We start from the raw sequence: 23,948 nt of genomic DNA on the forward strand, positions 1-23,948 counted from the left end.
GGGGTCACCATGGCGGGCGGCGTCACCCAGGCCGAGTACTGGAACGGCGAGGTCGGCACGCGCTGGGCGCGCAATCAGGCCGTCCTCGACGCGATGTTCGTGCCGCTGACGGAGGCGCTCTTCGCCCGCGCGCGGCTCGCCGCCGGAGAGACGGTGCTCGACATCGGCTGCGGCGCGGGGGCCACGACCCTGGAGGCCGCGCGCCGGGTCGGACCCGGCGGCGGCGTGACCGGCGCCGACATCTCGGCGCCGCTCCTCGCCGTGGGGCGGGACCGCGCCGGGGCGGAGCCGCCCGGGGCCGCCCCGATCCGCTTCGTCGAGGCCGATGTCGAGACGGCCGATCTCGGCCGGTACGACCGGATCGTGTCGCGGTTCGGCGTGATGTTCTTCGCGGATTCCGCCCGCGCCTTCGCCAACGTGCGCCGGATGCTCGGGCCGGGGGGCCGGATGACCTTCCTGTGCTGGCGGGCCCTGTCCGAGAACCCGTGGGTGGGCGTGCCGCGCGACGCGGTGCTGCCGCTCCTCCCGGAAGTGCCGCCACCGCCGCAGCCCGACACGCCGGGGCCGTTCCGCTTCGCCGAGGCCGACCCGCTCGTCGCGCTCCTGCGCGGTGCCGGGTTCGACGCCGTGACCTGCGACGCCCTCGACCGCGACATCGTCGTCGGGGAGGGCGAGACCGACGCGGCGGCGGCCGCGGCGGCCACCCACGTCTCCCTGAACCTCGGCCCGAGCTCCCACCTCGTGCGCGAGGCCGCACCGGATCTCAGAGGGCGCGCCGAGGCGGCCGTGGCGGAGGCCCTCGCGCGGCACGCGTCGGGCGGCGCCGTGCGCCTGCGCGCCGCGTGCTGGCTCGTGCAGGCGGGCTGAGCCGGCGTCCCGCGCCGCCGGGCGGGCGGCGCGTCCTCTCAGAGCCCGAGGGCGCCGCCGTCCGAGCGCGGGTCGTGGGTCGCCTCGATCCGACCGTTCCGGGGATGGCGGACCAGCATGCCCGCGTGCCCGAGCGAGTCGATGTAGGGGCCGCCGAGCTCCTCGATCTCGTGGCCGAGGCGGCCGAGGGCCGCGATGCAGGCCGGATCGAACCGGTCCTCCACCTTCACGCTGAGCGAGGGCGCCCCCCAGGTGCGCCCGTAGAGCAGGCGCGGCGCGTCGACGGCATCCGCCACCGACAGCCCGTAATCGGCGTAGCGGGTGAAGATCTGGGCCTGGAACTGCGGCTGCCCGTCGCCGCCCATGCTGCCGTAGCTCATCACCCGCCCGTCGTCGAAGGCGGCGAGCGCGGGGATCAGCGTGTGGAACGGGCGCCGCCCCGGCTCCAGGGGGTTCACGGCCTTCGGGTCGAGGGAGAACGACATGCCCCGGTTCTGCCAGCAGATGCCGGTGGCGGGCAGGACCGTCCCCGAGCCGTACTCCCAGTAGACCGACTGGATGTAGGAGACCGCGAGGCCGTCCTTGTCGATCGCGCCCATCCACACCGTGTCGCCGTGACCCGGGTCGGGCAGGGGCACCCGACCGGCGCGGCCCATGTCGACGAGTGCGGCCTCGCGGGCGAGCCGCTCCGGCGTGAGGAAGGTGGCCGGGTCGTGCCGCAAGCGGGCGAAATCGGTGACCACCCGGTCGCGGATCGCGAAGGCCCGCTTCGTCGCCTCGATCAGGCCGTGGTAATGAGCTGTGGTCTCGGGCTCCGTGACGTTCAGCCGGTCGAAGATCCCGAGGATCAGCAGGGCGGCGAGCCCCTGGGTCGGCGGCGGGAAGTTGTAGAGGGTCGCGTCGCGGCGCCGGATCGACAGGGGCGCCCGCTCCACCGCCGCGAAGGCCTCGAGATCCGCCCGGGTGACCGGCGCGCCGAGGCGCTCCAGGTCGGCGGCGATCTCCCGGCCGATATCGCCGCGATAGAAGTCCCCGAGGCCCGCATGGGCGAGCTGCTCCAGAGTGGCGGCGAGCAGCGGCAGGGCGCGGGTCTCGCCGGCCGGGTAGGGCTTGCCGTCCTTCAGGAACGTCCCCGCGAAGTTCGGGGCGTCGTGGAGGGTATCGAGCTCCTGGGGCACGTAGCGCGCCTCGGAGGGCGAGACCGGGACGCCGCCGCGCGCCTGCGCGATCGCGTCGGCGAGCAGGGTCTCCAGGGGAAGGCGGCCGCCGAGCGCCCGCGCCAGCTCGAGGGCGAGGCGCCAGCCGCCCACCGCGCCCGCGACCGTCACCATCGCGTCGGGGCCGCGGGCCGGTATCGCGTCGTAGCCCTTCTCCCGGTAGCGCGGGATCGTGGCGAGGCGCCCGGCCGGACCGCAGGCCTCGATGCCGCGCACCCGACCGCCGCGCTCGCGCACCAGCCAGAAGCCGTCGCCGCCGATGCCGTTCATGTGCGGGTAGACCACCGCGATGGAGGCGGCCATCGCCACCATCGCCTCGATGGCGTTGCCGCCCTGCGCCAGGACGGTCTGGCCGGCCTGGGCGGCGAGGCTGTGGGGCGCGGCGACGGCGGCGGACGTGAAGACGGGAGTCTCGGGCATCGACGGTCCTGTGCTGTACCGGCCGCAGGGTTAGGCGAGCCGGTGCCTCCTGCAAAGGCCGGCCGTGTACAAGCGGTGCGCCGTGCTATGCTGCGCGCGCGCTGTCGCCCAGAAGCGGCCCATGGTCCCGAAGCTCACCCCCTGGATCGCCCTCGGCCTTTCGGTCGTGCCTGCCACGGCTCAGCAACGTGTCCCGTCGGCCTTCGAGGGTGCGGGCGCCGATCCCCGCATCTCGGTCTCACAGCCGGAGACGACCAGCCAGGCCTCCGGCGGCTACGTCCGGTCGGTGGAGCCGTATCTCGGACCGCTCGGCGATCCGCTGGCCCTCCGCCCCGCCCTGAAGGCGCGGGGCATCGAGTACAGCCTCACCTACATCGTCGACGTCCTCGGCAATCCGGTCGGCGGCCTTCGCCAGGGCGCGATCGTCGAGGATCGCCTCAACCTCCGCCTCAATCTCGACCTCGACCGACTCGTCGGCTGGCAGGGCGCCACGGTTCACGCCAACGCCTACTTCATCCACGGCACGGGCCTGTCGCGCTACTATGTCGGCAATCTGCTGACGACGAGCGTCATCGAGGCGCTGCCCTCGAGTCGACTCTACGTGCTCTGGCTCGACCAGAGCCTGATGGACGGCCAGCTCGGGATCCGGATCGGCCAGCAGGCCGCCGATACCGAGTTCTTCGTCAGCCAGACCGCGACCCTGTTCGTGAACTCCACCTTCGGCTGGCCGGCCATCACCGGGCTCGACCTGCCGAGCGGGGGACCGGCCTACCCGCTCGCGGCGCCGGCGATCCGGGCCAAGTACGTGCCGGGCAACGGCTTCTCCCTGCAGGTCGGGCTCTACGACGGCGATCCGGCGGGCGCCAACCGCCCGGGAGACGACCCGGAAGCGCAGCGTCTCGACCGCACGGGCACCAATTTCCGCCTGCGCGATCCGGCCCTCGTCATCGCCGAGGCAACCTACGCGTACAACATCGCCCCCGGATCGAAGGGCCTGCCCGGCGACATCACCCTCGGCGGCTGGCAGCATTTCGGCCGGTTCGACAGCCTGCGCTTCGACATCACCGGCGTGCCGCTCGCCGACCCGAACGCCACCGGGATCGGCCGTCCGGTGCGCGGCAATGCCGGCCTCTACGCGATCTACGACCAGACCCTGTACCGCGAATCCGGCAAGGACGACGAGGGTCTCGGCTTCTTCGTGCGCGCCGCGTGGTCGCCGACCCGCTCCAGCCTGATCGACGCCTACGTGGATACCGGCCTCGCCTACAAGGGCCTGTTCGACGGGCGCGACGACGACACGATCGGCCTCAGCTTCGCCTACGCCCGCATCGGCGACGAGGCGCAGCGGGCCGACCGGGACACGATCCTCTACACGGGCCTGCCGATGCCGCGCCGCCGCGCCGAGGCGGTGATCGAGGCGACCTATCAGGCGGTGGTGGTGCCGGGCTTCACGGTGCAGCCCGACGCGCAGTACGTCATCCGGCCCGGCGCCGGCATCGCCGGTCCGGACGGCCGCCGGCTGCGCAACGCGGCGGTGCTCGGCCTGCGCGCGACCGTGCAGTACTGAGCGGGCCTGCGACCGCGGCACCCGGAACGGTCCCGGGCCTCCGCCTCTTTCAGCAGCATGTTGATCTTCGAGTGGGTCGTCGGCGTCCTGTTCGGCGCCGTCCTCCTGGCCGGCGTCGCGCGCCGGCTCGGCGCGCCGTATCCCGCCTTCCTGGCGCTGGGCGGCGTCGGCCTCGCCTTCGTCCCCGGCGTCCCGAACCTGCGCCTCGATCCCGAACTGGCGCTCGCCCTGTTCCTGGCCCCGGTCCTGCTCGACGCCGGCTTCGACGCCTCCGTGCGGGACCTGAAGGAGAACTGGCGCCCGGTCTTCGGGCTCGCGGTCGGAGCCGTCGCCGTGACGACCGCCGCGGTCGCGGTCGTGGCGCGGCTCGTCGTGCCGGACATGCCGCTGTCCGCCTGCATCGTGCTCGGCGCCGTGGTCGCGCCGCCCGACGCCGTGGCGGCTCTGGCGGTGCTCAAGCACGCGCCGATGCCGCACCGGCTCGCCACGATCCTGCGCGGCGAGAGCCTCCTCAACGACGCGGCCTCGCTGCTGATCTACCGGCTCGGCGTGACGGCCGCGATGGCCGGCACGTTCCACCCGGCGGAGGTGGCGCCGGCGTTCCTCCTGGGCGTCGTCGCGAGCCTCGTGGTCGGCCCCTGCCTCGGCCTGCTGTTCGTGGCCTTGACGCGGCGCGTGACCGATCCGGCGAGCGCGATCGTGCTGCAGTTCGTCGCCGCCTTCGGAATCTGGCTCGCCGCCGAGCGGCTGGAGCTGTCGGGGGTCCTGACCATCGTGACCTTCGCGGTGACGGTCGCCCGCCGGGCACCCGGCATCACCGCGCCCCGCGCCCGGGTGATCTCCTACGCGGTCTGGGACACGGCGGTGTTCGTGCTCAACGTCCTGGCCTTCGTGCTCATCGGCATCCAGATCGACCCGATCCGGGAGCGGCTGAGCGGCGCGGACGCGTGGCAGGCCCTGATCCTCGCGGGCGCGACCTTCGCCACCGTGGTGCTGACTCGCCTCGCCTGGGTGCTGCCGACCACCGGGATCCGCGGCTTCGGCCTCCGGCAGGCCGGAGCCGCGGCGCGGCTGGGCCCGGGGATCGCCCTGTCGTGGGCGGGCATGCGCGGGATCGTCACCGTGGCGGCCGCCCTGGCGCTGCCCGCCGAGTTCCCGCACCGGGACCTCGTGGTGGTCACGGCCTTCGTCACGGTGCTCGGCACGCTGATCGTCCAGGGCCTGACCCTGCGGCCGCTGCTCGCCCATCTGCGGCTTGAGGACGACGACCCGGTGGGCCGCGAGACGGGCTGGGCCCGCGCGGCCGCCTACGAGGCCGCTCTCGAGAGCCTCGCCGACGCCGAGAACGAGCCGGCGACCGACGCCCTGCGCGCCGAGTTCCGCGCGGCGCTCGCGGAGGCGGAGGCGCACGACGAGGGCTTGGCGCCGGAGAGCCTGCCGGCGGATGCCGCGCGGCGGCGCGCCGTCGAGGCCGCTCGCGACGCGGTGCTCGCGCTGCGCCGCCAGGGTCGGATCGGCGACGACGCCTACTACCTGCTGGAGGAGGAATTCGACTGGGCCGAACTCAGCGCGACCCCGCGCGCGGAGACGTGAGGGCGCGCCCCGTCAGACGCCCTTGCGCGCCGCGATCCGGGCCTCGATCGCGTCCCAGACGGCGACCGACAGGTCAGGCCCCCCGAGCCGCTGGATCGCCCGGATGCCGGTGGGGGAGGTGACGTTGATCTCGGTGAGGTGCCCGTCGATCACGTCGATGCCCACCAGGATCAGGCCTCGCCGCGCGAGCTCCGGGCCGATCGTGGCGCAGATCTCGCGCTCGCGGTCGGTGAGCTCGGAGGCGGAGGCGGCGCCGCCGCGGACCATGTTGGAGCGGATGTCGTTCGCGGCCGGGACGCGGTTGACCGCCCCCATCGCGACGCCGTCGACCAGGATGATGCGCTTGTCGCCCTCCGTGACCCGGTCGAGGTAGCGCTGCACGACCCAGGCCTCCCGGAAGGTCGTGGCGAACAGGTCGAACATCGAGCCGAAATTCGGATCCTTCTCGGTGACCTTGAACACGGCCGCGCCGCCGTGCCCGTGCAGCGGCTTCATCGCCACGGTCCCGTGCTCCAGCCGGAAGGCCTCGATCTCCGCCTTGTCGCGGCTGATCAGGGTCGGCGGCATCAACTCGGGGAAGTCGAGGACGAACAGCTTCTCGGGCGCGTTGCGCACCTCGAAAGGGTCGTTGACCACGAGCGTCTCCGGATGGATCCGCTCGAGCATGTGGGTGGCCGTGATGTAGGCCATGTCGAAGGGCGGGTCCTGGCGCATCAGCACCACGTCCGCCTCGGCGAGGTCGAGCTGCTCCGGCGGCGCCAGGGTGAAATGCGCGCCCTCGACGTCCTGCACTTTCAGCCGCTCGACGCGGGCCGTCACGCGCCGGCCCTGCATCGAGAGCCGGTCCGGCGTGTAGTAGACGAGCGCGTGCCCCCGCCGCTGGGCCTCCAGCAGCAGGGCGAAGGTGGTGTCACCCGCGATCCGGATATTCTGGATCGGGTCCATCTGAACCGCGACGGTCAGGCTCATACGAAACGCCTCTCGCCAACGGCGGGCAACTCGACCGGGTCCCGTCTCAATCGTCGGACAGAGACTTGCTGCCCGTGCGCTTGTCGTAGTCGCCGATCGCGGACCGGCACTCGGGGGACAGGCGCTTGCGGTTGCGCATCATGCAGCGGTCCGCGTCCTGGCTGTTCGGATCGACGCCCGCGCAGAGGCGGAAATAGTCGTTGGCACAGCCGAGCTGCAGGCCCTGGTCCTCCCGTTGGGCATAGGCGGGGCCGGCGGTCAGCGCGAACAGCGCCAGCGCCGCACTAGCCAGCCCGCGGCGGCGGGAGGCGCGCAGGGATCGTTCCGGAACCAGTCGCATTCAGCGGTGTCCTCAATCTCGATCGGGCGGAGAACCGACGCGGCAGTCCCGCCATCGCCCGAGTCCGGCATATCGGTCGGGCCGGGCGGTAGGCAAGCGCCGAGGGTCCCGACGGGTTCCGCGCGGGAACGTCGCGGCCACGCTTCGCCGCGGTGTGGCGCGCGGGTCGCACAGCGTCGCCGCCCGGCGGGACCGGCCGGACATAAGAAGGCCCCGTCCGGGATCGGACAGGGCCTCAAGTCGAAGGGAGGAAACGCCCGCCATGGGCGGAGACAGCCACGCAATTCACGCGCCAACTTCCGGAGGCGCCGAAATTCGCGGTCCTGCCGCGGCAAGACTCCGTTAACCACGTCGTGCTGGATTGTTTCGGTAGCCCTTGCCGACGCCCTCCGAAGGGCCCGGGCCAGATGCTCGGACCGCCGACAGGAGCCGGAGACCATGACCCTTTTCAAGCCGCAGGAGACCGGCGAAACCCGTCCGTCGACGCTCGCCGCCGAGTCCGCGCGCAGAGCTGCCCCGGCGGCGTCCGCCACCCTGATCCCGTTCCCCGGCGCGGAGGCGCGGCGGACCTGCCGGATCCCGCGCTCCGACGAGCGGCGCGGCGAGATCCTCCTGTTCCTCGGCGTGCGCTACGAGCGCCTGGCGTCCTGAGGACAGACCCGCGCATGTCGTCCCGGCCGCGCGACACCACCGACGGTTCTCCCATGCCTGCCCCGGATCGCCGGCCGCTCGGCCACGCGCGCACCGCGCTGCGCCTCGCCCCCGCCGGCGCCGCGCTGGCCCTGCTCGCGGCCTGCACCCAGAGCGGCGATTTCGGCCGGCCGCGCACGGGCGTCTGGAACGGGCTCATCGACACGACGGGCAGCTTCAGCACCCGGGATCGCGGGCGCCTCCTGCTCGAATCCGGCCTGACCGACGACGAGCAGGCCCTGCGCGACCGCGCGTGGCGGTTCGTCGAGCCTGCCAGCAGCTTCGCGGCCTTCCAGGACACGGTGTTCGGCCTCGCCAGCGCCCACACGCTCCCGCCGACGTGGCGCTACGAGGAGGTCGGCGCCTATTACGAGGCCCTGACGGCGGAGCCGTCCCGCTCCCCGGTCTCCCGCTATCGGAAGCTCAGCGACGACGCGACCGCCGATGCCCGGCTGATCCCGATCTTCGTGGCGCTCGCCGCCCGCGTCATCGACGCGGATGCCGCGCGGCTGCGCAGCCTGCCCTTCGCCAAGACCCTCGACGACGCGGCCGTCCGGGATGCCGTCCAGCGGGTCGCCGAGAACCGCTGCCTGATCGCCTGGGTGCGCTTCGAGGCCGGCCTGCGGCTCGCCCGGTACCGGTTCGCCCTGGAGCACCTGTTCGCCGCGGCACCGGCGTCGGAATCGGTCTCGGCCGAGCGATCCATCATGATGCTGGCCGCGCGCCGCAACCTGCTCGACCCGCTCCTCCCGCCGGACGCGGCCGCCCGGTGCGGCCTCGGGCCGGTTCCGCTGCCGCCCCCGCCGCCGGTCGCGCAGGCGGAGCCGCTGGTGGTCAAATACTGAGCGGCCGAGGCCGCCCCAGGACGACGCTCGCGCTTCGCGGATGCCCCGAAGCCGGACTTCGCCGGCCCGAGCCCTTCAGCCCGGTGTCGCAGTGGACGGTCACGGCGGTCGGTTCGCGGGGGGAGACGCCCGGACGACAGCGGCGCGGCCGCCGGGCCGCATGAATTCGGCCTTCGCGAGGATGCGCGGCCGGAACCGGCATGGACACGGTCGAGGGCGACGAGCAGCGCGTTGCCCAGCAGATCGAGGGCGGACGGCGCGAGCCCGGCGACCGGGGAGGGCGCGGTCGCGGCGGATCCGGTCATCGCGACGGCGCGGCGGGCTCCGCCGGCCGGGAGAGCGCGGGGCCGCGGAGGCTCAACATCGGCCGAGCGACGCGGCGAACCCGTGCAAGGTCCGCCCTCAGCGTCCCGATCCCCTTCCCGACGCATCCTTGCCGGACGCATCCTTGCCGGCCGGCGCGTCGTCCGTCGGCGTGTCGGTGGTGCAGGAGACGGCCTGGACGGCGGCGTTGGCGGCGGGACGCTGGCTCGGGAGACCGGCGATCACCCGCACCACCACGAAGCCGCGCGTGTCGGGCGCGACGATGCGCACGTCGCGGCTCGGATCGTTCTCGTCGTCGTCGGCCAGCGCCTCGTCGTACTGCGCGCGGGTCAGGATCACGAGGTCGAGGGCGCCGCGGACCGCGGCCTGATCGGTCACCGCGTAGAAGGCCCCGCGGCGGGCATGCGCGGCGAGCGAGAGGGACAGCGGCCCGGTGCGGGCCGAGACGCGCATGGGCCCGTCCGCGAGGTTGTAGGCGCACACGCCCACGGCGACCGCCGGATCCGGGATCGGCAGCCACGCCTCGGGCGGGGAGGGGTCGTCGCCGGTCGCGACCGCGTAGATCGATTGCGGATGGTCCAGGTTCTCGCTGGTGCGGGCCCGCGAGACAGCGTCGGTCTCCGACAGGGCGGGGATCGCCAGGACCGCCGCGATGTGGACGATCCCGGCGAGCACGAGGCCGATCAGCGTGGCGTAGACGAAGCGCAGGCTCACGGGGCGCATCCCAGACGGGTGATGGCCGGCACGGAGCTCCGGTCGAGGGACCCGACGCTGGCGGCGACCGGCGTGTCGTACAGGCGCAGGGCGAGGCGGACCGGCCCGCTCGCCCGCGGGCTCGGCAGCCAGTTGCCCGGCTGGACATCCGGCGCGAGCGTGATGGTGAACCGCCCGTCGGCGGCGCGCAGCACCTCCGTGGAGGTGAAGCCCTCGCGCAGGGGCGCGCGGCCGGGCTCGCGCGGGCCGCGCCCGGCCACCGTGACGGTCCAGGCGCGGGCCGGCGGCGTCGCGCCGCCGATCTGGTACGTGCAGGTGGCGTCGAGCGCCTGCCCGGAATCGTCGACCGCCGCCGTCAGGAGCAGGCCCTCACCGACCGCCAGGGGGATCTCGCCGCGGCGCGCGTTGACGGCGCGCGTGTAGGGATCGGCATTCGCGGCGCCGGCCCGCGGCCACGCGGTCCAGGCGCCGACCTGCACGCCGCCGAACGGGTAGCCGCCGCTCGTGGCCCAGTCGGCGCTGGCAAGTCCCAGCACGGCGCCCAGCGCCAGGGCGTAGGCGGCGAGGCCGGCGATCGAGCTCTTGCGCCAGAGGCGCAGGACGAGGCGGGCGGCGCCGCCGCGGGGGGCGCCGGCGAGCGCGGCGGTCCGGCCGAACGCGTCGGGGATCGTGAGCTTCATGCGCTCACCGGACCTCGGTGAAGCCGCCGACCGGGCGGGCGCCCTCGGCGACCTCGCGCAGCTGACCCGACGGCGCCGCCGCCCGGTCGCCGGGCTTCCGGCCCGTCTTCGGCGCGTCCCCGGCGTTGGCGGGCGCGTCCGCGGCGGATCCGGGGGCGCGCTCGACGGTGCGGAACAGGCCGTTGAGGCCGCTGATCACCTCGAAGGAGCGGCGGGAGAGCTTGCCGTACGCGCTGGCATTGGGATCGGTCGGGGCGGTCGGGCCGCCGGAGGCCTGCTGCTGGGCGGCGCGCGGGCTCTCCTTCAGGCCGGGCAGACCCTTGATCTCGATGCCCTGGTGGGCCGGCTCCATCACGTCGTGCCAGAGCTGGGCCGGGAGGGAGCCGCCGGTGAGCTTGTTGGTCGAGGTGTGGTCGTCGTTGCCGAACCAGACGGCGCCGACGTAATTGCCGGTGTAGCCGACGAACCACGCGTCCCGGTAGGCGTTCGTCGTGCCGGACTTGCCGGCCACCTTCACGCCCTCGAGCTGCGCCCGCTTGCCGGTGCCCTCCTCGACGACCTTGTTGAGCATGAAGTTCATGTCCGCCACGACCTGGGGCGCGAGCACCCGCTCGGGCGCCTCGTCGGCGTGGCGGTAGATCACCTCGCCGGACGAGTTCTTCACCTCGATGGCCGCGTAGGGCTTGGCGCGGAAGCCGCCGTTGGCGAACACCGCGTAGCCCGCCGCCTGATCGATGACCGTCACCTCGTCCGAGCCGATCGGCATCGAGACCGTGTCGATCAGGTTCGAGGTGATGCCCATCTTGTGGGCGAGCTCGATGATCTTCGCGCGGCCCGCCTTCGCGGCCTTCGCCTCGTGGGTGATGCCCATCGCCTTGCCGAGGGCGATGGAGATCTTGATCGGGATCGTGTTGATCGACTTGGCCACCGCGAGCCACATCGGCACCCGGCCGGCATAGGAGCGGCCGTAGTTCTGCGGGCACCAGTTGCCGATGCAGACGGGGCTGTCGACCACGGTCGTGTCGGGCTTGAACAGGCCCGAGTTCAGGGCGGCCGAGTAGACGTAGGGCTTGAACGAGGAGCCGGGCTGGCGCAGCGCGTCGGTGGCGCGGTTGAACTGGCTCTCGCCGTAATCGGCACCGCCCACCATGGCGCGCAGCGCCCCGTCGGGATCGAGGATCACCATGGCGGCCTCGTCCACGTCGTAGGCGTCGCCGGACTTGCGCAGGATGTCGGCCACCACCTCGTCGGCGCGCTTCTGGATCGCGAGGTCGAGCGGCGTCTTCACGGTCAGCACGCGGTCGTTGCGCAGCTTGCCGGCATCGGCCATCGCCTTGATCTCGCCGAAGGCCCAGTCGAGGTAGTAGTCGGCGGTGATGTCGCGGGTGCGGGTCACCGGCGTCGCCGGGTTGCGCAGCGCCGTCTGGATCTGGCCCTCGGTGACGAAGCCCGCCTCCACCATGTTGTGCAGCACGTCCGCCGCCCGGGCGCGGGCCGCCGGCAGGTTGACGTGCGGGGCGTACTTGGTCGGCGCCTTGAACAGGCCCGCCAGCATGGCGGCCTCCGCGAGGCTGATGTCCTTGAGCGGCTTGCCGAAATAGTAATCCGCGGCCGCCACCGCGCCGAAGGTTCCACCGCCCATATACGCGCGGTCGAGGTAGAGCTTCAGGATCTCGTTCTTGGTGAGATGGCTCTCGAGCCACAGGGCCAGGAAGGCCTCGTTGATCTTCCGCTCCAGGGAGCGCTCGTTCGTCAGGAACAGGTTCTTGGCGAGCTGCTGGGTGATCGAGGACCCGCCCTGCGTGCCGCTGCCGCCGCGGGAATTGTTCACCAGCGCCCGCAGCGTGCCAATCGGGTCGATGCCCCAGTGCTCGTAGAAGCGCCGGTCCTCCGTGGAGACCAGCGCCTTGATCATGATGTCGGGAAACTCGTCGAGCTTCAGCGAGTCGTCGTGCTTGATGCCCCGGCGCCCGACCTCGGTGCCGTAACGGTCCAGGAAGGTGACGGCGAGGTCCTGCTGCTTCAGCCAGTTCTCGCTGGTGAGCTGGAAGGCGGGCTGCGCCAGGGCGAGCATCAGGATGGCGCCGCCGGTCCCGATGGTGACGCCCTCGCTCGTCAGGTCGAGGGCGGCGCGCTTCCAGCCGCGCACCGCGAAGCGGCTCATGACGCGCTGGAAGCGCTCGTAGGCCTGACCGGTCGACTGGCCGCCGTCGTACAGGCTCGCGTTGACCCAGGCGTCGAAGGCGAGGGCGGCGCGTTCGAGGCGGACCTTGATCTCGGTGAACGTCGGCAGGCGCACGATGTCGAACCCGGCTTGTCGAGCGCCTCTGCGGCGGATCCTGGCGGCGGATGGTCGGGCGCCCGCGCCGCGGAGACGAACCCTGCGCCGGCGCCGCCGCACGGCATCCGACGTCCATAGCAGGATCCGGAACCGGCGGCGAGGCTCTGCGCAGTCTCGCGATTCGCCGCGGACGAGCCCGGGCGTAACGCGCGGCGGCGCGATCCGGTCGCATGGGACCCGTCGGCGGCCGCGCTTGCAGCGGTGCCGCGCCTCGGGCAGAGAGGCGCCTTCCCAGTCGAGAGACTTTTCCGATGCCCAAGCCCGAGGCGCCGCGCCGCGGGGCGGTCGAGCCGTTCTGGCGGACCAAGACGCTCGAAGCCATGACCCCGTCCGAGTGGGAGAGCCTGTGCGACGGCTGCGGCCGGTGCTGCCTGATGAAGCTCGAGGACGAGGATACCGGCGCGGTCCACCACACCGATATCGGCTGCACGCTGCTCGACGGCCTGACCTGCCGGTGCCGCGACTACGCAAGGCGGCAGAAGCGCGTGCCCGACTGCGTGCGCCTGACGCCCGAGGCGGTGCGGTCGATCGCGTGGCTGCCGCCGACCTGCGCGTACCGGCTCGTGCGCGACGGGCAGCCGCTCTACCCGTGGCACCCCCTGGTCTCCGGCCGGGCCGCGAGCGTGCACGAGGCGGGCATCTCGGTCCGCGGCCGGCTCAGCGGCAACGAGGAGGAATTCTCGGAGGACGAGCTGCCGGACCGGATCGTGGACTGGCCTGGCCTCGATCCGAGCGCCGCCTGAGGCGCCCGCGCCCGACGCCCGCGGCCCCGCTCACGCCGGAGCGGCCGCGCCGCCTCGACCGGCACGCCCTAGCCGGCCCCGGAGTCCCGGCCGAGCAGCCGGCCGCCGGCCAATCCGTTCGCCGCGATGACGATGGCGACCGCCGCCGCGTGGAACAGCAGGTCCGTGGCGGTCGCGTCGTGCGGGTGAACCGGCATCAGCAGCGCCGCCGCCGCGGCGGCCACCGCCAGCCCCCCGAGGGCCGCCGTGAGGTTCGGTCGCAGGGGACAGGCGCGCCGCAGCATCACGACGATCAGCACGGACAGCGGCACCGAGACGCAGATCAGGAAGCTGAAGCAGCCCGTGATCGCGTGCTCGCCGGGCATGTCGGCCCCGGGCGCGATCCAGTCGCGCAGGCAGCCCAGCCCGCTCGCGCCGACCCAGAGGGCGAGGGGCGGAAGCGGCAGCAGCGCCCAGCGGCCGGACCGTCCCGGCACGCTCGTGACGAAGGCCGCGAAGGCCGCGGTGATCGCCGTCAGCACGGCGCCGACCGCCGCGAGGGCCAGATCCGGTACATGCATGCGCAGCATGAAGCCGCCGGTCCCGATCCAGGCCGCGAGGACGACGCCGATCACCAGCGTCGCGCCGAGCCAGAGGGCCGCCCGGGCCTCCGGCGCCGGCAGCGGCCGCACGGGTTCGAGCCCGCCCGCGAGTTCCTCGACGAGCCGCTCGTGACGGGACAGGTCGCCGCCGGCCCAGTTGCTCCCCTCTCCGGGCATCACTCCCGCTCCTGCGTCAGGCTGGCCCGGAGCGCCTTCAGCGCCCGGTGCAGGTTCACCTTGAGGGCCCCCTTGCTGCGGCCGGTGAGGGCCGCGGTCTCGTCGAGCGACAGTTCGCGCAGGCCCAGGTGCTCCACCGCCTGCCGCTGGCCGTCGGGCAGGGCCGCCACCGCCCTGGCCAGCGCGGCGGCCCGGTCCCGCGCCTCCAGCCCCTGGCCGGGGGCCGGCCCCGGATCGACCTCCGCCTCGTAGGCCAGCGGGTCGTTGACCTCCCGCGGGCGCCGCCCGGCGCGGCGCAGCCGGTCGATGGCGCGCCGCTGGGTGATGGCGCGCAGCCAGGGCAGGAACGGCCGGGCGGGATCGTAGCTCGCCCGGGCGCGGTGGACGGTCATCAGCGCGTCCTGCACGACGTCGTCCACCGCCTCGCCGCGCACGCCCTGCGCCCGCGCGATCGCCGAGACCACGGGCAGACAGGCCTTCAGCAGCGCGCGATAGGCGGCCGCGTCGCCGCCCTGGGCCGCCGTCATCAGGGTCGCCAGTTCCTGTTCGAGCGCCATCCGGGCTCCGCCGTCGTTCCGTCCCCCGGCACGCGGCGTATCTACCCCACGGTCCGATCCCGACGCCAGCGCCCAGCCGCGCGCGGGCATCCCGCCCGGAACGGCGAGCATCATCGCACGGCCTCCCGGACCGCCCCGGCGGGGGAAGCAGCGGGGGAAGCGGCGGGGGAAGCGGCGAGGCGCGCGGCGCCGAGGATGCGCCCGTCATCGGACTGGAGCAGCAGGGCGGCCGCCTCGCCCTCGGGACGCGCCGACGCGAAGGTCGCGGCGGAGCCGGACCAGCGCCCGAGATCGCGCACCGACCGGACGATGTTGGCCTGCTCGATGGTGCGACCGGCGTTCTCGCCGCGCAGCACGCGGGTGGTGTGGCTCGGATCGTACCCGATCAGCAGGACGCGGCCCGCGGAGCCGCCGCCCTCCGCCCCGGCCCCGACCTGCGCGACGACCTGCTCGCCGTCGCGGGCCAGCGTCACGGGAATGCCGGGCCCGGCCTGCCGGGCGCGCGCGATCGCGGCGCGCAGGGCCGCCTCGTCGGAGCCGACCAGCCCGACCTGCCCGTCGACCACCGCCTGCGGCGTGTAGGTGGAGCCGCCGAGGCGGTCCGCGTAGGCCTCCTGGCGCGCGGTGGCTGCCGGCAGGGCGTAGCGATCGCGCCAGTCGAGATGGTTCCAGTAGGTGACGTGGAACGCGAGCGGCAGGACGTCGCCCCGCGCCCCCGCCGGCTCGCGGGCGAGGCGGCCGATCAGCGCCTCCGCGGGCGGGCACGAGGAGCAGCTCTGCGAGGTGAACAGCTCGACGACGACGGGGCGCTCCGCCGCGTCGGCCCGACAGAGGCCGCCGCACAGGAGGGCGGCGGCGATCAAGAGGGTAGGGCGCATGGCCGGAACTCCCGCACGCCGGCGCTTCGTACCCGGCGTACCGGCTCCTTCGGCGGCGGCGCGGCGGCGGTTACACCGGCGGCGCGAGCTCGAAGGCGTCGACGTCGCGCAGCAGGGCGACGAAGGCCCGGGCGCCGTGGTCGAGCGCCGCCCGGCCGGCCTCGGCGGTGCCGAGTCGCGCGTCGCCCATCGCACCCGAAGCCTGGAGGTCGCCGGCCCTCCAGGCGAAGGCCGCGGGGCGGCCGGCGCGCAGGTGGGTGAAATCGCGGATCATCGACAGCGTGCGGGGCGGGAAATCCGCGACCCGGTCGGTCCGGACGAGATCCGGCCGCAGGGCCAGCATCAGCGCCGTCTCGATGCCGCCGGCATGGATGCCGTGGGCGATCTCGTCCGCCGGGAACAGGCCGTCGGGATAGCCGAGCCGCGCCCAGGAGGTCGTGACCGCCACCATGCCGAACCGGGCGCGCAGCTCGCCCGCCACGAGATCGATGAGCGCGCTGTTGCCGCCGTGGCTCGTGACGATCACCAGCTTGCGGCAGCCGGCGCGGTGGACGGCCGCGCCGATCCCCGTCCAGGCGGCGAGGGCGGTGCCGGTCTCCAGAGAGAGGGTGCCGGGAAACGCGTCGTGCTCGTCGGACTTGCCCACGGGCTGGACCGGCAGCAGCAGCACGTCGAGATCCGCCGGCACGCCGTCGCGCACCCGGGCGAGGTAGCCCTCGGCGATGAGGGTGTCGGTCGCGAGGGGCAGGTGGGGACCGTGCTGCTCGGTGGCAGCCACCGGCAGGACGGCGATCGCGCGGCCCATGTCGCGTCGGGCCAAGTCATCGGTGGTCAGCTCGGACCAGAACTGCGCCGTCATCCTGCCGCGGCCTCCTCCCGACCCGCGTCGGGGCGGGTCCGGGAGGCGATCTAGCCGGCAGGCGGCCGCCGAGTCGACCGCCGCGCCGGCGGCCGACCTCCGGACGACGGGCCCCGTGCCGGCCCGGATCGCGTCAGGCGAACAGCGCGTCGATGTCGTCCTGGGAAGGCATGGCCTCCACGGCCTGCGGGCCGTTCAGCATGAGGTCCTCGGCCCGGGTCCGCCGGGCGCGCTCGGCGGGATCCATGGAGGCCGCGTCGCGGGCCTTCACGGCGCCGACGAAGCGGGCGAGGCGCTGCTCGAACAGGCGGAGCGATTCGACCACCTTGGCGATCCGCTGGCCGGTGATGTCCTGGAACGCGCAGGCCTCGAAGATCGTGTTGATGCGCTCCTCGACCGCGTCGCGGTAGCCCGGCCCGTCGGGCAGGCCGAGCATCGCCTCGGCGGCCTCCATGATCGTGTTGGTGGCGCCGGCCGTCGCCTGCACGACGCTGCCGAGCTCCTCGTGCGCCATGGGGATCCGGTCGCGACTCATCTCGTTCGCGCGCAAGGCCCCGATCTCCTCGCGGAGATGGGCGATGTAATCGGCGATCTCGATCAGCTCGGCGATGACCGTCTGCGGCTCCCGAAGCCGCAGATCGGTCTGCCGCGCGGCGGCTGTCGACATGCTCTCCTCCTCGGATCTGTGGCCGTCCTGGCCGGCCACGCCACGTCTCGGCGCCCAGCGGCGCCGGAGCGATCCGCCCGGACGGTGCGGGGGACGAAGACGGGGAGCGATCAGCTCCCGCAGACCGCCTCGATCTTCGACTTCAGCGTGGCCGCGTTGAAGGGCTTGACGATGTAGTTGTTCACGCCGGCCTTCTTGGCCGCGATCACGTTCTCGGTCTTCGATTCGGCCGTCACCATGATGAACGGCGTCGTGCGAAGATTTTCGTCGGCCCGCACGTGACGGAGCAGCTCGTAGCCGGTCATCGGCTCCATGTTCCAGTCGGAGATGACCAGCCCGTACTTGCGGCCCTTCAGCCGCGCGAGGGCCTCTGTCCCGTCGGAAGCGTCGTCGACCTCTTCGAAGCCGAGCTGCTTCAGTAGATTGCGAATAATGCGGACCATCGTCTGGTAATCGTCGACAACGAGGATCGGCATGCTCAGGTCGAGAGCCATCGAACAACTGCTCCGTATTGCCCGGCGGGAAGCCGCGGCGGCTCCCGGATAGATTAACGCTTCGCTAACGCTGCAATTTAGCTGCGCTGCACAGCATTTCAAATAGGGCATGCGCATTGCGAAGCCGTTAATCGGCGTGGCCGGCGCATGGCCGGCAGGCGACCGGGGTTCGGTCGCTTGACCCTCCGGGCGCCTTTGGGCAGGGTCCGGCCGCGTCGGGCCCCTCGCGGACATGTCAGGCGACCCCATCCGACCCTTCCGAGCACTCGACCCCGAACCGATGGCCCCAGGCGACGACACGGCCGCGCGACCCTTCACGATCTGCCGCGCCGACGCCCCCGTCCCACCCGCCCTGGCCGGGGCCGTGGCGGCGATCGGCAACTTCGACGGCGTCCATCTCGGGCACCGGACGCTCGTCGACAGCGTGCGCGCCGCCGCCCGCGCGGCCGGCCGCCCGTCGGCGATCCTGACCTTCGAGCCGCACCCGCGGGCGTACTTCATGCCCGACGCGCCGATGTTCCGGCTGACCGGCCCCGCCGCGAAGGAGATCGTGTTCGCGCATCTCGGCCTCGACGGGCTGATCGTGCGCCGCTTCGACGGGGCCCTGGCCGAGACCGGCGCCCGCGCCTTCGTGCTCGACTTCCTGAAGGGATCCCTGGGCCTGTCCGGCGTGGTCGTCGGGCACGATTTTCATTTCGGCCGCGGCCGCGAGGGCACGCCCGCGATCCTGGCCGACCTGTGCCGGGAGGCGGGGATGAGCTGCCGCATCGTGGCGCCGGTCGCCCTCGGCGGCGAGACCGCGCCGGTCTCCTCGAGCGCGATCCGCGCGGCCCTCGCGGCCGGCGACGTCGCCCGCGCGAACGCCCTTCTCGGCTATCGCTGGTTCGTCCTCGGCGCGGTCCGCCACGGCGACAAGCGCGGCCGCCAGCTGGGCTTCCCCACCGCCAACGTGATGCTGCCCGATTGCGGGCTCGCGCACGGCATCTACGCGGTGCGGGTCCGCCTGGCCTCGGGCGCGTTCTGCGACGGCGTGGCGAGCTACGGGCGTCGCCCGACCTTCGACGACGGGGCGCCGCTGCTGGAGACCTACCTGTTCGACTTTTCCGGCGATCTCTACGGGCAGGACGTCGCCGTGGAGTTCGTCGGCTATATCCGCGGCGAGGAGCGGTTCGCCAGCGCCGAGGCGCTCGTCGAGCGGATGCACGTCGATGCGGCCACGGCCCGGGCCATGCTGGCGCGGGACGAGACCCCGTCGATGCTGACCTGAGCCCTGCGGGCATCGCGGGGCGCGCGGATCGTGTAGAAGGTACCATCGAGCAGGAGGCGGACGTGCTGGGTCGTTACGAGCGCGCGAACAACGGCGAGGCGGTCGTCGAGTACGGCGACGGCACCATGCGGGTGGTGAAGCCCGGCAGCTTCGTGCGCTGCGCGGTGACCGGCGAGCCGATCCCGCTCGACGCCCTGCGCTACTGGAGCGCCGCCCGCCAGGAGGCGTACGTCTCCCCCGAGGCGATCCTCAAGCGGCTGAAGGAAACCGGCCGCCCCTGACGCTCACGGCGCGCCGAGCGCGCCGCGGATCTGCCGGCGCAGCGCCTCCGCGTCGTCGAACGCGAGGCGGACGCGCAGCACCCGCACGCCCGCCGCGAAGGCCCGAGGCAGGCGCACCGCGTCCTTCTCGGTGGTGACGAGCTCGGCGTCGAGGCGCCGGGCCGCCTCGGCAAGGGCCGCCAGCTCGCGCGCCCGGTAGGGATGATGGTCGGGGTAGGGGCGCGTCCCGACGATCACCGCCCCCGCCTCGGCCAGGGTCGCGTAGAATTTCTCCGGGCGGCCGATCCCCGCGAAGGCGAGGCAGCGGCGGCCGGCCAGATCGTCCGCCTCACGGACGAGGCGCGCCCCGTGGACCGGGAGGCCGCGCCGCTCGGCCGCCCGGGCGACCGCGTCGCCTCCGGCCCCGTTCCCGATCACGATCAGGCCGCCGACATGCGGCCATTGCCGGGCGAGCGGCGCGCGCAGCGGCCCCGCGGGGAACGGCAGGCCGTTGCCGAGGCCGGCGGGGCCGTCGACCACCGCGAGGCTGAGGTCCTTCGCGAGGCTCGGGTTCTGGAGGCCGTCATCCATCACGATGACGTCGGCGCCGAGGCTCCGGCACAGGGCGGCCCCGGCCGGGCGGTCGCGGGCGACGACCGCGGGGGCGCGGCGGGCGAGGAGCAGCGGCTCGTCGCCGACCTCGGCGGCGGCGTGGTGCGCGGGATCGACCCGCACCGGACCCGCGAGCCGGCCGCCGTATCCGCGCGACAGGAAGGCCGGCGCGGCGCCGAGCTCGGCGACGAGGGCCGCCACCGCCAGGGCGGCCGGCGTCTTGCCGGCACCGCCGAGGGTGAAGTTGCCCAGGCACAGGACCGGGCAGCCGGCCCGCGCGCCGGGTCGGTCCATCCGTCGCGCCGCCAGCGCCCCGTAGACCGCGCCGAGCGGCCCCAGCCCGCGCGCGGCCGGGTGGTCCGGCCCCGCGGCCCAGAAGGCCGGCGGTCGCATCAGGCCCGCGCGAGCGGGCGCGCGGGGCTGCCGCGGTCGAGGCGCTGGAGCTTCATCTGCGCCACGAACGGGTCGAGGACCGCGAGCGTGCGCGCCACCGCCCCCTCGAACGGCTCCAGGGCGCGCTGCCCGGCGCGGGCCATGTCGGCGAGGCGCTGCCGGTCACCGAGAAGTTCGGCGGCGACCGCCGCCAGCTCGACGCCGTCGCGCACCGGCACGGCGCCGCCGGCGCGGTCGAGGGCCTGGTAGATCACGCCGAAATTCTCGGTGTGCGGCCCGTGCAGCACCGCTGATTCGAGACGCAGCGGCTCGATCGGGTTCTGGCCGCCCCGCGGGACCAGGGAGCCGCCGAGGAACACCAGGGGGCTGAGGCGGTAGAACAGGCCCAGCTCGCCGATCGTGTCGGCGACGTAGACCTCGATCGAGGGATGGGGCCGCCCGCCGGTGGACCGCAGCGCGCTGCGCAGGCCGACGGCGTTCGCGCAGGCGACGGCCTCGCCGCCCCGCGCCGGGTGGCGCGGGGCGATGATGGTCAGGAGCTGGGGAAACTGCGCCTTCAGCATCGCGTGCGCGTAGGCGACCATGGCCTCCTCGCCGGGATGCGTGCTCGCCGCGACCCAGACCGGCCGGCCGGCCACCATGGATCCCAGATAGGCGAGCTGCTGCGCGTCGGCCGGCGGCACCGACGCGTCGAACTTGAGGTTGCCGGCGATGCTCACGCGCGGCGCGCCGAGCTTGGCGAAGCGCTCGCCGTCCTCCTGGGTCTGCGTGAGGCAGATCGCGATCCGCGCCAGGAGCGCCTTCGCGGTGCGCGGGCAGCGCTCCCAGCCCCGGAACGAGCGCTCCGACATGCGCCCGTTGACCAGGATCAGCGGGATCTCGCGCTCGTCGAGCGCCAGGATCGTGTTCGGCCAGATCTCCGACTCGGCGATCACCGCGAGGTCCGGCTGCCAGTGATCGAGGAACCGTCCGACCCAGCGCGGCGCGTCCAGGGGCATGTACTGGTGCACCGCGCCCGGGGGCAGCCGGCCGCCGACCAGCTCGGCGGCCGCGCGCGTGCCGGTGGTGACGAGGACCGAGAAGCCGCGGGCGATCATGCCCTCGACGAGCCCGATCAGCGACAGGGCCTCGCCCACGCTGGCGCCGTGCATCCAGGCGAGCGGCCCGACCGGCCGGGCCCGCCCCGGCAGGCCCCGCCGCTCCGGCAGCCGGCGCGGATCCTCCTTGCCGCGCTGCGCGCGCCACGCGAGCAGACCGGTCAGCGCCGGCTCGCCGATGCGCAGGCCGGCCCGGTAGGCCTGCAGCGGCAGGGTCACGGAGGGGCGCCTCACGCGAGGTCTCCCACCGGCGCGCGCCGCGTCTCGGGGAGCGGGTCGCGGTAGAGCGCCGCCCGGTCGGCGCGCCCGACGAGCGCGTAGGCGCGGGCGTGGACCCGGTTCATCTCGGCCTCGACGAAGCGGCGGAGCGCCTCGAACGCCTCGCCCTCGCTGTCCCGCGGGACGTAGATCGGGTCGCCCAGCACGATCGCGCCGCGGCCGAAGGGCAGCCCGAGGCAGGCCCGGTCCCACGAGTTGAAGCGCAGGTGCCGGCTCGTCACCACGGCCGCCGGGACGATCGGCCGGCCGGAGAAGCGCGCGAGGGTGAGGATCCCGGCGTCGCACCGGCGCGAGACCTTCGGCACGTCGGCGCTGAACGCCACGGATTCGCCGGCCTTCAGGGCCCGCAGCATCGCCCGCAGGCCCTCCGCGCCGCCCTTGGCGCGCTGATCGGTGGCGCGCCCGCGGCCGCGGGCGCCGGAGGCGCGCATGACGCGGACGCCGAATCGCTCCAGCGCGATGGTGTTGATGTTCCCGTCCTGGTTCCGCGAGATGATCGTCGCGACGCGGTCGCCCGGCCGGCGCAGGAGCGGCATCATGATGTGCTGGCCGTGCCACATGCCGAGGATCAGCGGCGTGCGCGCGTCGATCCACCCGTCCGCCGCGCCCGCGGGCGCCTCGCCCGCGTGGATCTCGAAGCGGTTGGTGAGGCGCACGAGCCGCAGATAGGCCGCCGCGAGGCGGCCGAGGAGGCGCTGCACGGGCGGGTTACGGAGGAGACGCTTACCGAGGCTCATGTCACGCTTGGGTCGGGCCGGCGCGCCGCCGCCCGATCGGGTCCGGATCGAATTCGACCGCGCATGGTCTAGCCCCCGCTCCGGAGACGAGACAATCGGCCTCGTCCACAACCACACGGATAGGCCGCCGGGATCGGCGGGCATCCCGGCGCCGCGGATGCTCCCGCGGCGCGGCGAAAACACGGCAGCGCTCCTTGTTTAGATCAATTCCAGAGTATAGATTGGAATGGATTAAAAGAAGGAGCTTCCCATGGCTGCCGCTCTCAACAGCGCTGCCGAACTGCACGCCGAAGCGCGCCGCGCCTTCGTGCTGCGCTACGTTCAGCCCGGCCTCGCCGGCCTGATCGACGGCTCGGTCTCGACCCTCGCGCCGATCTTCGCGGCGGCGTTCGCCACGGGTCACAACGGCGCGACCTTCCTGGTGGGGCTCGCGGCCTCGGTCGGCGCCGGCATCAGCATGGGGTTCACCGAGGCCCTGTCGGACGACGGCGCCGTCACGGGCCGCGGCGACCCGTGGCTGCGCGGCCTGGTCTGCGGGGCGATGACAACCCTCGGCGGCCTCGGCCACACGCTGCCCTACGCGATCCCCGACACGCTCCCGGCCGGCTGGCCGAACCCGTTCGTCCTGGCGACGAGCCTCGCGATCCTGGTGGTGATCGTGGAACTCGCCGTCATCGCGGCGATCCGCACGCGCTTCATGGCGACGCCGTTCTGGCGCGCGGCCCTGCAGGTCATGCTCGGCGGCGCGCTGGTGCTGGTCGTCGGGATGCTGATCGGAAGCGCTTGACGGGACGCGCCGCGCCCGCGATGCGGGGCGCCTTTCCCCGTGTCGAGGGTGACCACCGGCGTTGACCTTCCGCCTCGCCCATCTCAGCGACCCGCATGTCGGCCCCCTCGGCCGGGTGCGCCTCCGCCAGCTCATCGGCAAGCGCGCCACCGGCTACGCCAACTGGCGGCGCGGGCGCTCGCGCAGCCACGACATGACCGTGCTGGAGGCGCTGGTCACCGACCTGAAGGCGCAGGGCGCCGGGCACGTGGCCTGTACGGGCGACCTGTGCAACATCGGCCTGCCCAGCGAGTGGGAGACCGCCCGCACCTTCCTGGAGGCTCTGGGCTCCCCCGAGGCGGTGAGCTTCGTGCCGGGCAACCACGACGCCTATGTCCGCGGCTCCCTGGAGGGCCTGCTCGCCGCCTGCGGCCGCTACACGGGGGACGACTCGGGCTCGTGGGGCCACTTCCCGTACCTGCGGCGGCGCGGGCCCCTGGCCCTGGTCGGCCTGTCCAGCGCGATCCCGACGAAGCCCTTCGTGGCGACCGGCCGCCTCGGCGCGTCGCAGCTCGCCGCGGCCGAGACCCTGCTCCGCGCCCTGGCCACCGAGCCCGGTCGGCCGTTCCGGGTGGTGATGATCCACCATCCGCCGCAGCCCGGCGGAGCCTCGCCGGGGCGCGAGCTCAAGGACGCGGCGGCGTTCACCGCGATGGTCGGGCGGGCCGGCGCGGACCTGATCCTGCACGGTCACAATCACGTCACCAGCACCGCCCGGATCGCGGGGCCGGACGGGCGGACCGTTCCGGTCATCGGCGCCCCCTCCGCCTCGGCGCGCCCGGACGGGCACGGGGCGATCGCGTCGCGCCGGGCGTCCTACCTGCTGTTCGAGATCGGCCGGGCGGAACAGGGATACGCGGTCACGGCCCGCCGGCGGGGCCTCGACGCGTCGGGCACCGTGACCGACCTCGGCACGCTGGACCTCGACGCGCCGGATCGCGCCTGAGGGCGCGA

24 protein-coding genes and 1 pseudogene are annotated in these 23,948 nt (G+C 73.8%); 10 read left to right on the forward strand and 15 right to left on the reverse strand.

Annotated elements, in window-relative coordinates:
• Positions 1-9: 9 nt before the first annotated feature.
• Entirely contained in the window at positions 10-867 is an 858-nt protein-coding gene (locus tag BKE41_RS05250; protein ID WP_029360174.1) for a class I SAM-dependent methyltransferase, read from the forward strand.
• A 38-nt stretch (positions 868-905) separates the two neighbouring features.
• On the opposite strand, the gene BKE41_RS05255 is transcribed toward BKE41_RS05250, so the two are convergent.
• Positions 906-2,504, reverse strand: coding sequence for a gamma-glutamyltransferase family protein (locus BKE41_RS05255; protein WP_029360173.1), 1,599 nt, complete (start codon positions 2,502-2,504; stop codon positions 906-908).
• Between the two features lie 121 nt (positions 2,505-2,625).
• Here BKE41_RS05255 and BKE41_RS05260 point away from each other — a divergent pair, with 121 nt between their 5' ends.
• On the forward strand, positions 2,626-4,071 hold the full coding sequence (locus tag BKE41_RS05260) for a carbohydrate porin (protein ID WP_012317873.1): 1,446 nt from the start codon (positions 2,626-2,628) through the stop codon (positions 4,069-4,071).
• Between the two features lie 57 nt (positions 4,072-4,128).
• Positions 4,129-5,664, forward strand: coding sequence for a sodium:proton antiporter (locus BKE41_RS05265; protein ID WP_024830921.1), 1,536 nt, complete (start codon positions 4,129-4,131; stop codon positions 5,662-5,664).
• A gap of 12 nt (positions 5,665-5,676) precedes the next feature.
• Here BKE41_RS05265 and gshB read toward each other — a convergent pair whose 3' ends face one another.
• A complete protein-coding gene (gshB, locus tag BKE41_RS05270) occupies positions 5,677-6,633 on the reverse strand; it encodes a glutathione synthase (protein ID WP_070998660.1) in 957 nt (318 codons plus the stop codon).
• A 46-nt stretch (positions 6,634-6,679) separates the two neighbouring features.
• Positions 6,680-6,973: a hypothetical protein gene (locus tag BKE41_RS05275; protein WP_012317876.1), complete on the reverse strand. Its 294-nt coding sequence runs from the start codon at positions 6,971-6,973 to the stop codon at positions 6,680-6,682.
• 438 nt (positions 6,974-7,411) lie between these two features.
• Between BKE41_RS05275 and BKE41_RS05280 the strand changes: the two genes are divergently transcribed.
• Together BKE41_RS05280 and BKE41_RS05285 are read left to right on the forward strand one after the other, a co-directional pair.
• Positions 7,412-7,624 (forward strand): hypothetical protein, encoded by a 213-nt coding sequence (locus tag BKE41_RS05280; protein WP_012317877.1) that lies wholly within the window; start codon positions 7,412-7,414, stop codon positions 7,622-7,624.
• A gap of 53 nt (positions 7,625-7,677) precedes the next feature.
• Positions 7,678-8,508, forward strand: a complete 831-nt coding sequence (locus BKE41_RS05285) for a hypothetical protein (protein WP_024830919.1) — start codon at positions 7,678-7,680, stop codon at positions 8,506-8,508.
• A gap of 402 nt (positions 8,509-8,910) precedes the next feature.
• Here the strand turns inward: BKE41_RS05285 and BKE41_RS05290 are convergent, their stop codons facing one another.
• From BKE41_RS05290 to BKE41_RS05300, 3 genes are read right to left on the reverse strand one after another with little or no spacing between them, the layout of a single operon-like run.
• Positions 8,911-9,555 (reverse strand): hypothetical protein, encoded by a 645-nt coding sequence (locus tag BKE41_RS05290; RefSeq protein WP_024830918.1) that lies wholly within the window; start codon positions 9,553-9,555, stop codon positions 8,911-8,913.
• Positions 9,543-10,226 (reverse strand): DUF1214 domain-containing protein, encoded by a 684-nt coding sequence (locus tag BKE41_RS05295; protein ID WP_012317880.1) that lies wholly within the window; start codon positions 10,224-10,226, stop codon positions 9,543-9,545. The genes BKE41_RS05290 and BKE41_RS05295 overlap by 13 nt, the downstream gene beginning before the upstream one ends.
• Before the next feature lie 4 nt (positions 10,227-10,230).
• Complete coding sequence (locus tag BKE41_RS05300; RefSeq protein ID WP_024830916.1) at positions 10,231-12,525, reverse strand: PBP1A family penicillin-binding protein; 2,295 nt, start codon at positions 12,523-12,525, stop codon at positions 10,231-10,233.
• A gap of 293 nt (positions 12,526-12,818) precedes the next feature.
• Here BKE41_RS05300 and BKE41_RS05305 point away from each other — a divergent pair, with 293 nt between their 5' ends.
• Positions 12,819-13,310 (forward strand): YcgN family cysteine cluster protein, encoded by a 492-nt coding sequence (locus tag BKE41_RS05305; protein ID WP_012317882.1) that lies wholly within the window; start codon positions 12,819-12,821, stop codon positions 13,308-13,310.
• Positions 13,311-13,378: 68 nt separating this feature from the next.
• Here BKE41_RS05305 and BKE41_RS05310 read toward each other — a convergent pair whose 3' ends face one another.
• From BKE41_RS05310 to BKE41_RS05335, 6 genes are all read right to left on the reverse strand, one after another.
• The gene (locus tag BKE41_RS05310) at positions 13,379-14,068 is read right to left on the reverse strand and encodes an NrsF family protein (RefSeq protein WP_029360164.1); all 690 of its coding nucleotides are present in this window, start codon (positions 14,066-14,068) and stop codon (positions 13,379-13,381) included.
• Positions 14,068-14,625, reverse strand: coding sequence for a sigma-70 family RNA polymerase sigma factor (locus BKE41_RS05315; protein WP_024830914.1), 558 nt, complete (start codon positions 14,623-14,625; stop codon positions 14,068-14,070). Before BKE41_RS05315 ends, BKE41_RS05310 begins: the two co-directional genes overlap by 1 nt.
• A 110-nt stretch (positions 14,626-14,735) precedes the next feature.
• Complete coding sequence (locus tag BKE41_RS05320; RefSeq protein WP_070998662.1) at positions 14,736-15,503, reverse strand: DUF1223 domain-containing protein; 768 nt, start codon at positions 15,501-15,503, stop codon at positions 14,736-14,738.
• Positions 15,504-15,573: 70 nt separating this feature from the next.
• Positions 15,574-16,362, reverse strand: coding sequence for a creatininase family protein (locus BKE41_RS05325; protein WP_043073215.1), 789 nt, complete (start codon positions 16,360-16,362; stop codon positions 15,574-15,576).
• 133 nt (positions 16,363-16,495) lie between these two features.
• Entirely contained in the window at positions 16,496-17,029 is a 534-nt protein-coding gene (locus BKE41_RS05330) for a protein phosphatase CheZ (RefSeq protein ID WP_012317887.1), read from the reverse strand.
• 110 nt (positions 17,030-17,139) lie between these two features.
• The gene (locus BKE41_RS05335) at positions 17,140-17,523 is read right to left on the reverse strand and encodes a response regulator (RefSeq protein WP_012317888.1); all 384 of its coding nucleotides are present in this window, start codon (positions 17,521-17,523) and stop codon (positions 17,140-17,142) included.
• 280 nt (positions 17,524-17,803) lie between these two features.
• Between BKE41_RS05335 and BKE41_RS05340 the strand changes: the two genes are divergently transcribed.
• Both BKE41_RS05340 and BKE41_RS05345 read left to right on the forward strand, forming a co-directional pair.
• Positions 17,804-18,790: a bifunctional riboflavin kinase/FAD synthetase gene (locus tag BKE41_RS05340; RefSeq protein ID WP_070998664.1), complete on the forward strand. Its 987-nt coding sequence runs from the start codon at positions 17,804-17,806 to the stop codon at positions 18,788-18,790.
• 62 nt (positions 18,791-18,852) lie between these two features.
• Positions 18,853-19,071, forward strand: coding sequence for a DUF2093 domain-containing protein (locus tag BKE41_RS05345; protein ID WP_012317890.1), 219 nt, complete (start codon positions 18,853-18,855; stop codon positions 19,069-19,071).
• Positions 19,072-19,074: 3 nt separating this feature from the next.
• On the opposite strand, the gene lpxK is transcribed toward BKE41_RS05345, so the two are convergent.
• Genes lpxK through BKE41_RS05360 form a run of 3 tightly spaced genes read right to left on the reverse strand, consistent with a single transcriptional unit; the run spans position 19,075 to position 22,168 of the window.
• Entirely contained in the window at positions 19,075-20,055 is a 981-nt protein-coding gene (gene lpxK / locus BKE41_RS05350) for a tetraacyldisaccharide 4'-kinase (protein WP_012317891.1), read from the reverse strand.
• Positions 20,055-21,386, reverse strand: coding sequence for a 3-deoxy-D-manno-octulosonic acid transferase (locus tag BKE41_RS05355; RefSeq protein ID WP_012317892.1), 1,332 nt, complete (start codon positions 21,384-21,386; stop codon positions 20,055-20,057). Before BKE41_RS05355 ends, lpxK begins: the two co-directional genes overlap by 1 nt.
• Positions 21,383-22,168 carry a lysophospholipid acyltransferase family protein gene (locus tag BKE41_RS05360; protein WP_012317893.1) on the reverse strand — a complete coding sequence of 262 codons (786 nt, stop codon included), beginning with the start codon at positions 22,166-22,168 and terminating at the stop codon, positions 21,383-21,385. Before BKE41_RS05360 ends, BKE41_RS05355 begins: the two co-directional genes overlap by 4 nt.
• A gap of 295 nt (positions 22,169-22,463) precedes the next feature.
• Here BKE41_RS05360 and BKE41_RS05365 point away from each other — a divergent pair.
• Together BKE41_RS05365 and BKE41_RS05370 are read left to right on the forward strand one after the other, a co-directional pair.
• Positions 22,464-22,955, forward strand: a pseudogene (locus tag BKE41_RS05365) (VIT1/CCC1 transporter family protein); the annotation flags it as partial.
• 61 nt (positions 22,956-23,016) lie between these two features.
• On the forward strand, positions 23,017-23,940 hold the full coding sequence (locus BKE41_RS05370; RefSeq protein WP_012317895.1) for a metallophosphoesterase: 924 nt from the start codon (positions 23,017-23,019) through the stop codon (positions 23,938-23,940).
• Positions 23,941-23,948: the final 8 nt, after the last annotated feature.

Source organism: Methylobacterium sp. C1 (genome assembly GCF_001854385.1).
Lineage (GTDB): Bacteria > Pseudomonadota > Alphaproteobacteria > Rhizobiales > Beijerinckiaceae > Methylobacterium > Methylobacterium radiotolerans.

Coding starts and splice junctions, on each gene's coding strand:
- BKE41_RS05305 (WP_012317882.1), top strand. CDS start 12,819: ATGCCCAAGCCCGAGGCGCCGCGCCGCGGGGCGGTCGAGCCGTTCTGG.
- BKE41_RS05285 (WP_024830919.1), top strand. CDS start 7,678: ATGCCTGCCCCGGATCGCCGGCCGCTCGGCCACGCGCGCACCGCGCTG.
- BKE41_RS05330 (WP_012317887.1), bottom strand. CDS start 17,029: ATGTCGACAGCCGCCGCGCGGCAGACCGATCTGCGGCTTCGGGAGCCG.
- BKE41_RS05295 (WP_012317880.1), bottom strand. CDS start 10,226: ATGAAGCTCACGATCCCCGACGCGTTCGGCCGGACCGCCGCGCTCGCC.
- BKE41_RS05275 (WP_012317876.1), bottom strand. CDS start 6,973: ATGCGACTGGTTCCGGAACGATCCCTGCGCGCCTCCCGCCGCCGCGGG.
- BKE41_RS05265 (WP_024830921.1), top strand. CDS start 4,129: ATGTTGATCTTCGAGTGGGTCGTCGGCGTCCTGTTCGGCGCCGTCCTC.
- BKE41_RS05320 (WP_070998662.1), bottom strand. CDS start 15,503: ATGCGCCCTACCCTCTTGATCGCCGCCGCCCTCCTGTGCGGCGGCCTC.
- BKE41_RS05315 (WP_024830914.1), bottom strand. CDS start 14,625: ATGGCGCTCGAACAGGAACTGGCGACCCTGATGACGGCGGCCCAGGGC.
- BKE41_RS05325 (WP_043073215.1), bottom strand. CDS start 16,362: ATGACGGCGCAGTTCTGGTCCGAGCTGACCACCGATGACTTGGCCCGA.
- gshB (WP_070998660.1), bottom strand. CDS start 6,633: ATGAGCCTGACCGTCGCGGTTCAGATGGACCCGATCCAGAATATCCGG.
- BKE41_RS05360 (WP_012317893.1), bottom strand. CDS start 22,168: ATGAGCCTCGGTAAGCGTCTCCTCCGTAACCCGCCCGTGCAGCGCCTC.
- BKE41_RS05310 (WP_029360164.1), bottom strand. CDS start 14,068: ATGCCCGGAGAGGGGAGCAACTGGGCCGGCGGCGACCTGTCCCGTCAC.
- lpxK (WP_012317891.1), bottom strand. CDS start 20,055: ATGCGACCGCCGGCCTTCTGGGCCGCGGGGCCGGACCACCCGGCCGCG.
- BKE41_RS05260 (WP_012317873.1), top strand. CDS start 2,626: ATGGTCCCGAAGCTCACCCCCTGGATCGCCCTCGGCCTTTCGGTCGTG.
- BKE41_RS05335 (WP_012317888.1), bottom strand. CDS start 17,523: ATGGCTCTCGACCTGAGCATGCCGATCCTCGTTGTCGACGATTACCAG.
- BKE41_RS05280 (WP_012317877.1), top strand. CDS start 7,412: ATGACCCTTTTCAAGCCGCAGGAGACCGGCGAAACCCGTCCGTCGACG.
- BKE41_RS05255 (WP_029360173.1), bottom strand. CDS start 2,504: ATGCCCGAGACTCCCGTCTTCACGTCCGCCGCCGTCGCCGCGCCCCAC.
- BKE41_RS05250 (WP_029360174.1), top strand. CDS start 10: ATGGCGGGCGGCGTCACCCAGGCCGAGTACTGGAACGGCGAGGTCGGC.
- BKE41_RS05290 (WP_024830918.1), bottom strand. CDS start 9,555: ATGCGCCCCGTGAGCCTGCGCTTCGTCTACGCCACGCTGATCGGCCTC.
- BKE41_RS05340 (WP_070998664.1), top strand. CDS start 17,804: ATGGCCCCAGGCGACGACACGGCCGCGCGACCCTTCACGATCTGCCGC.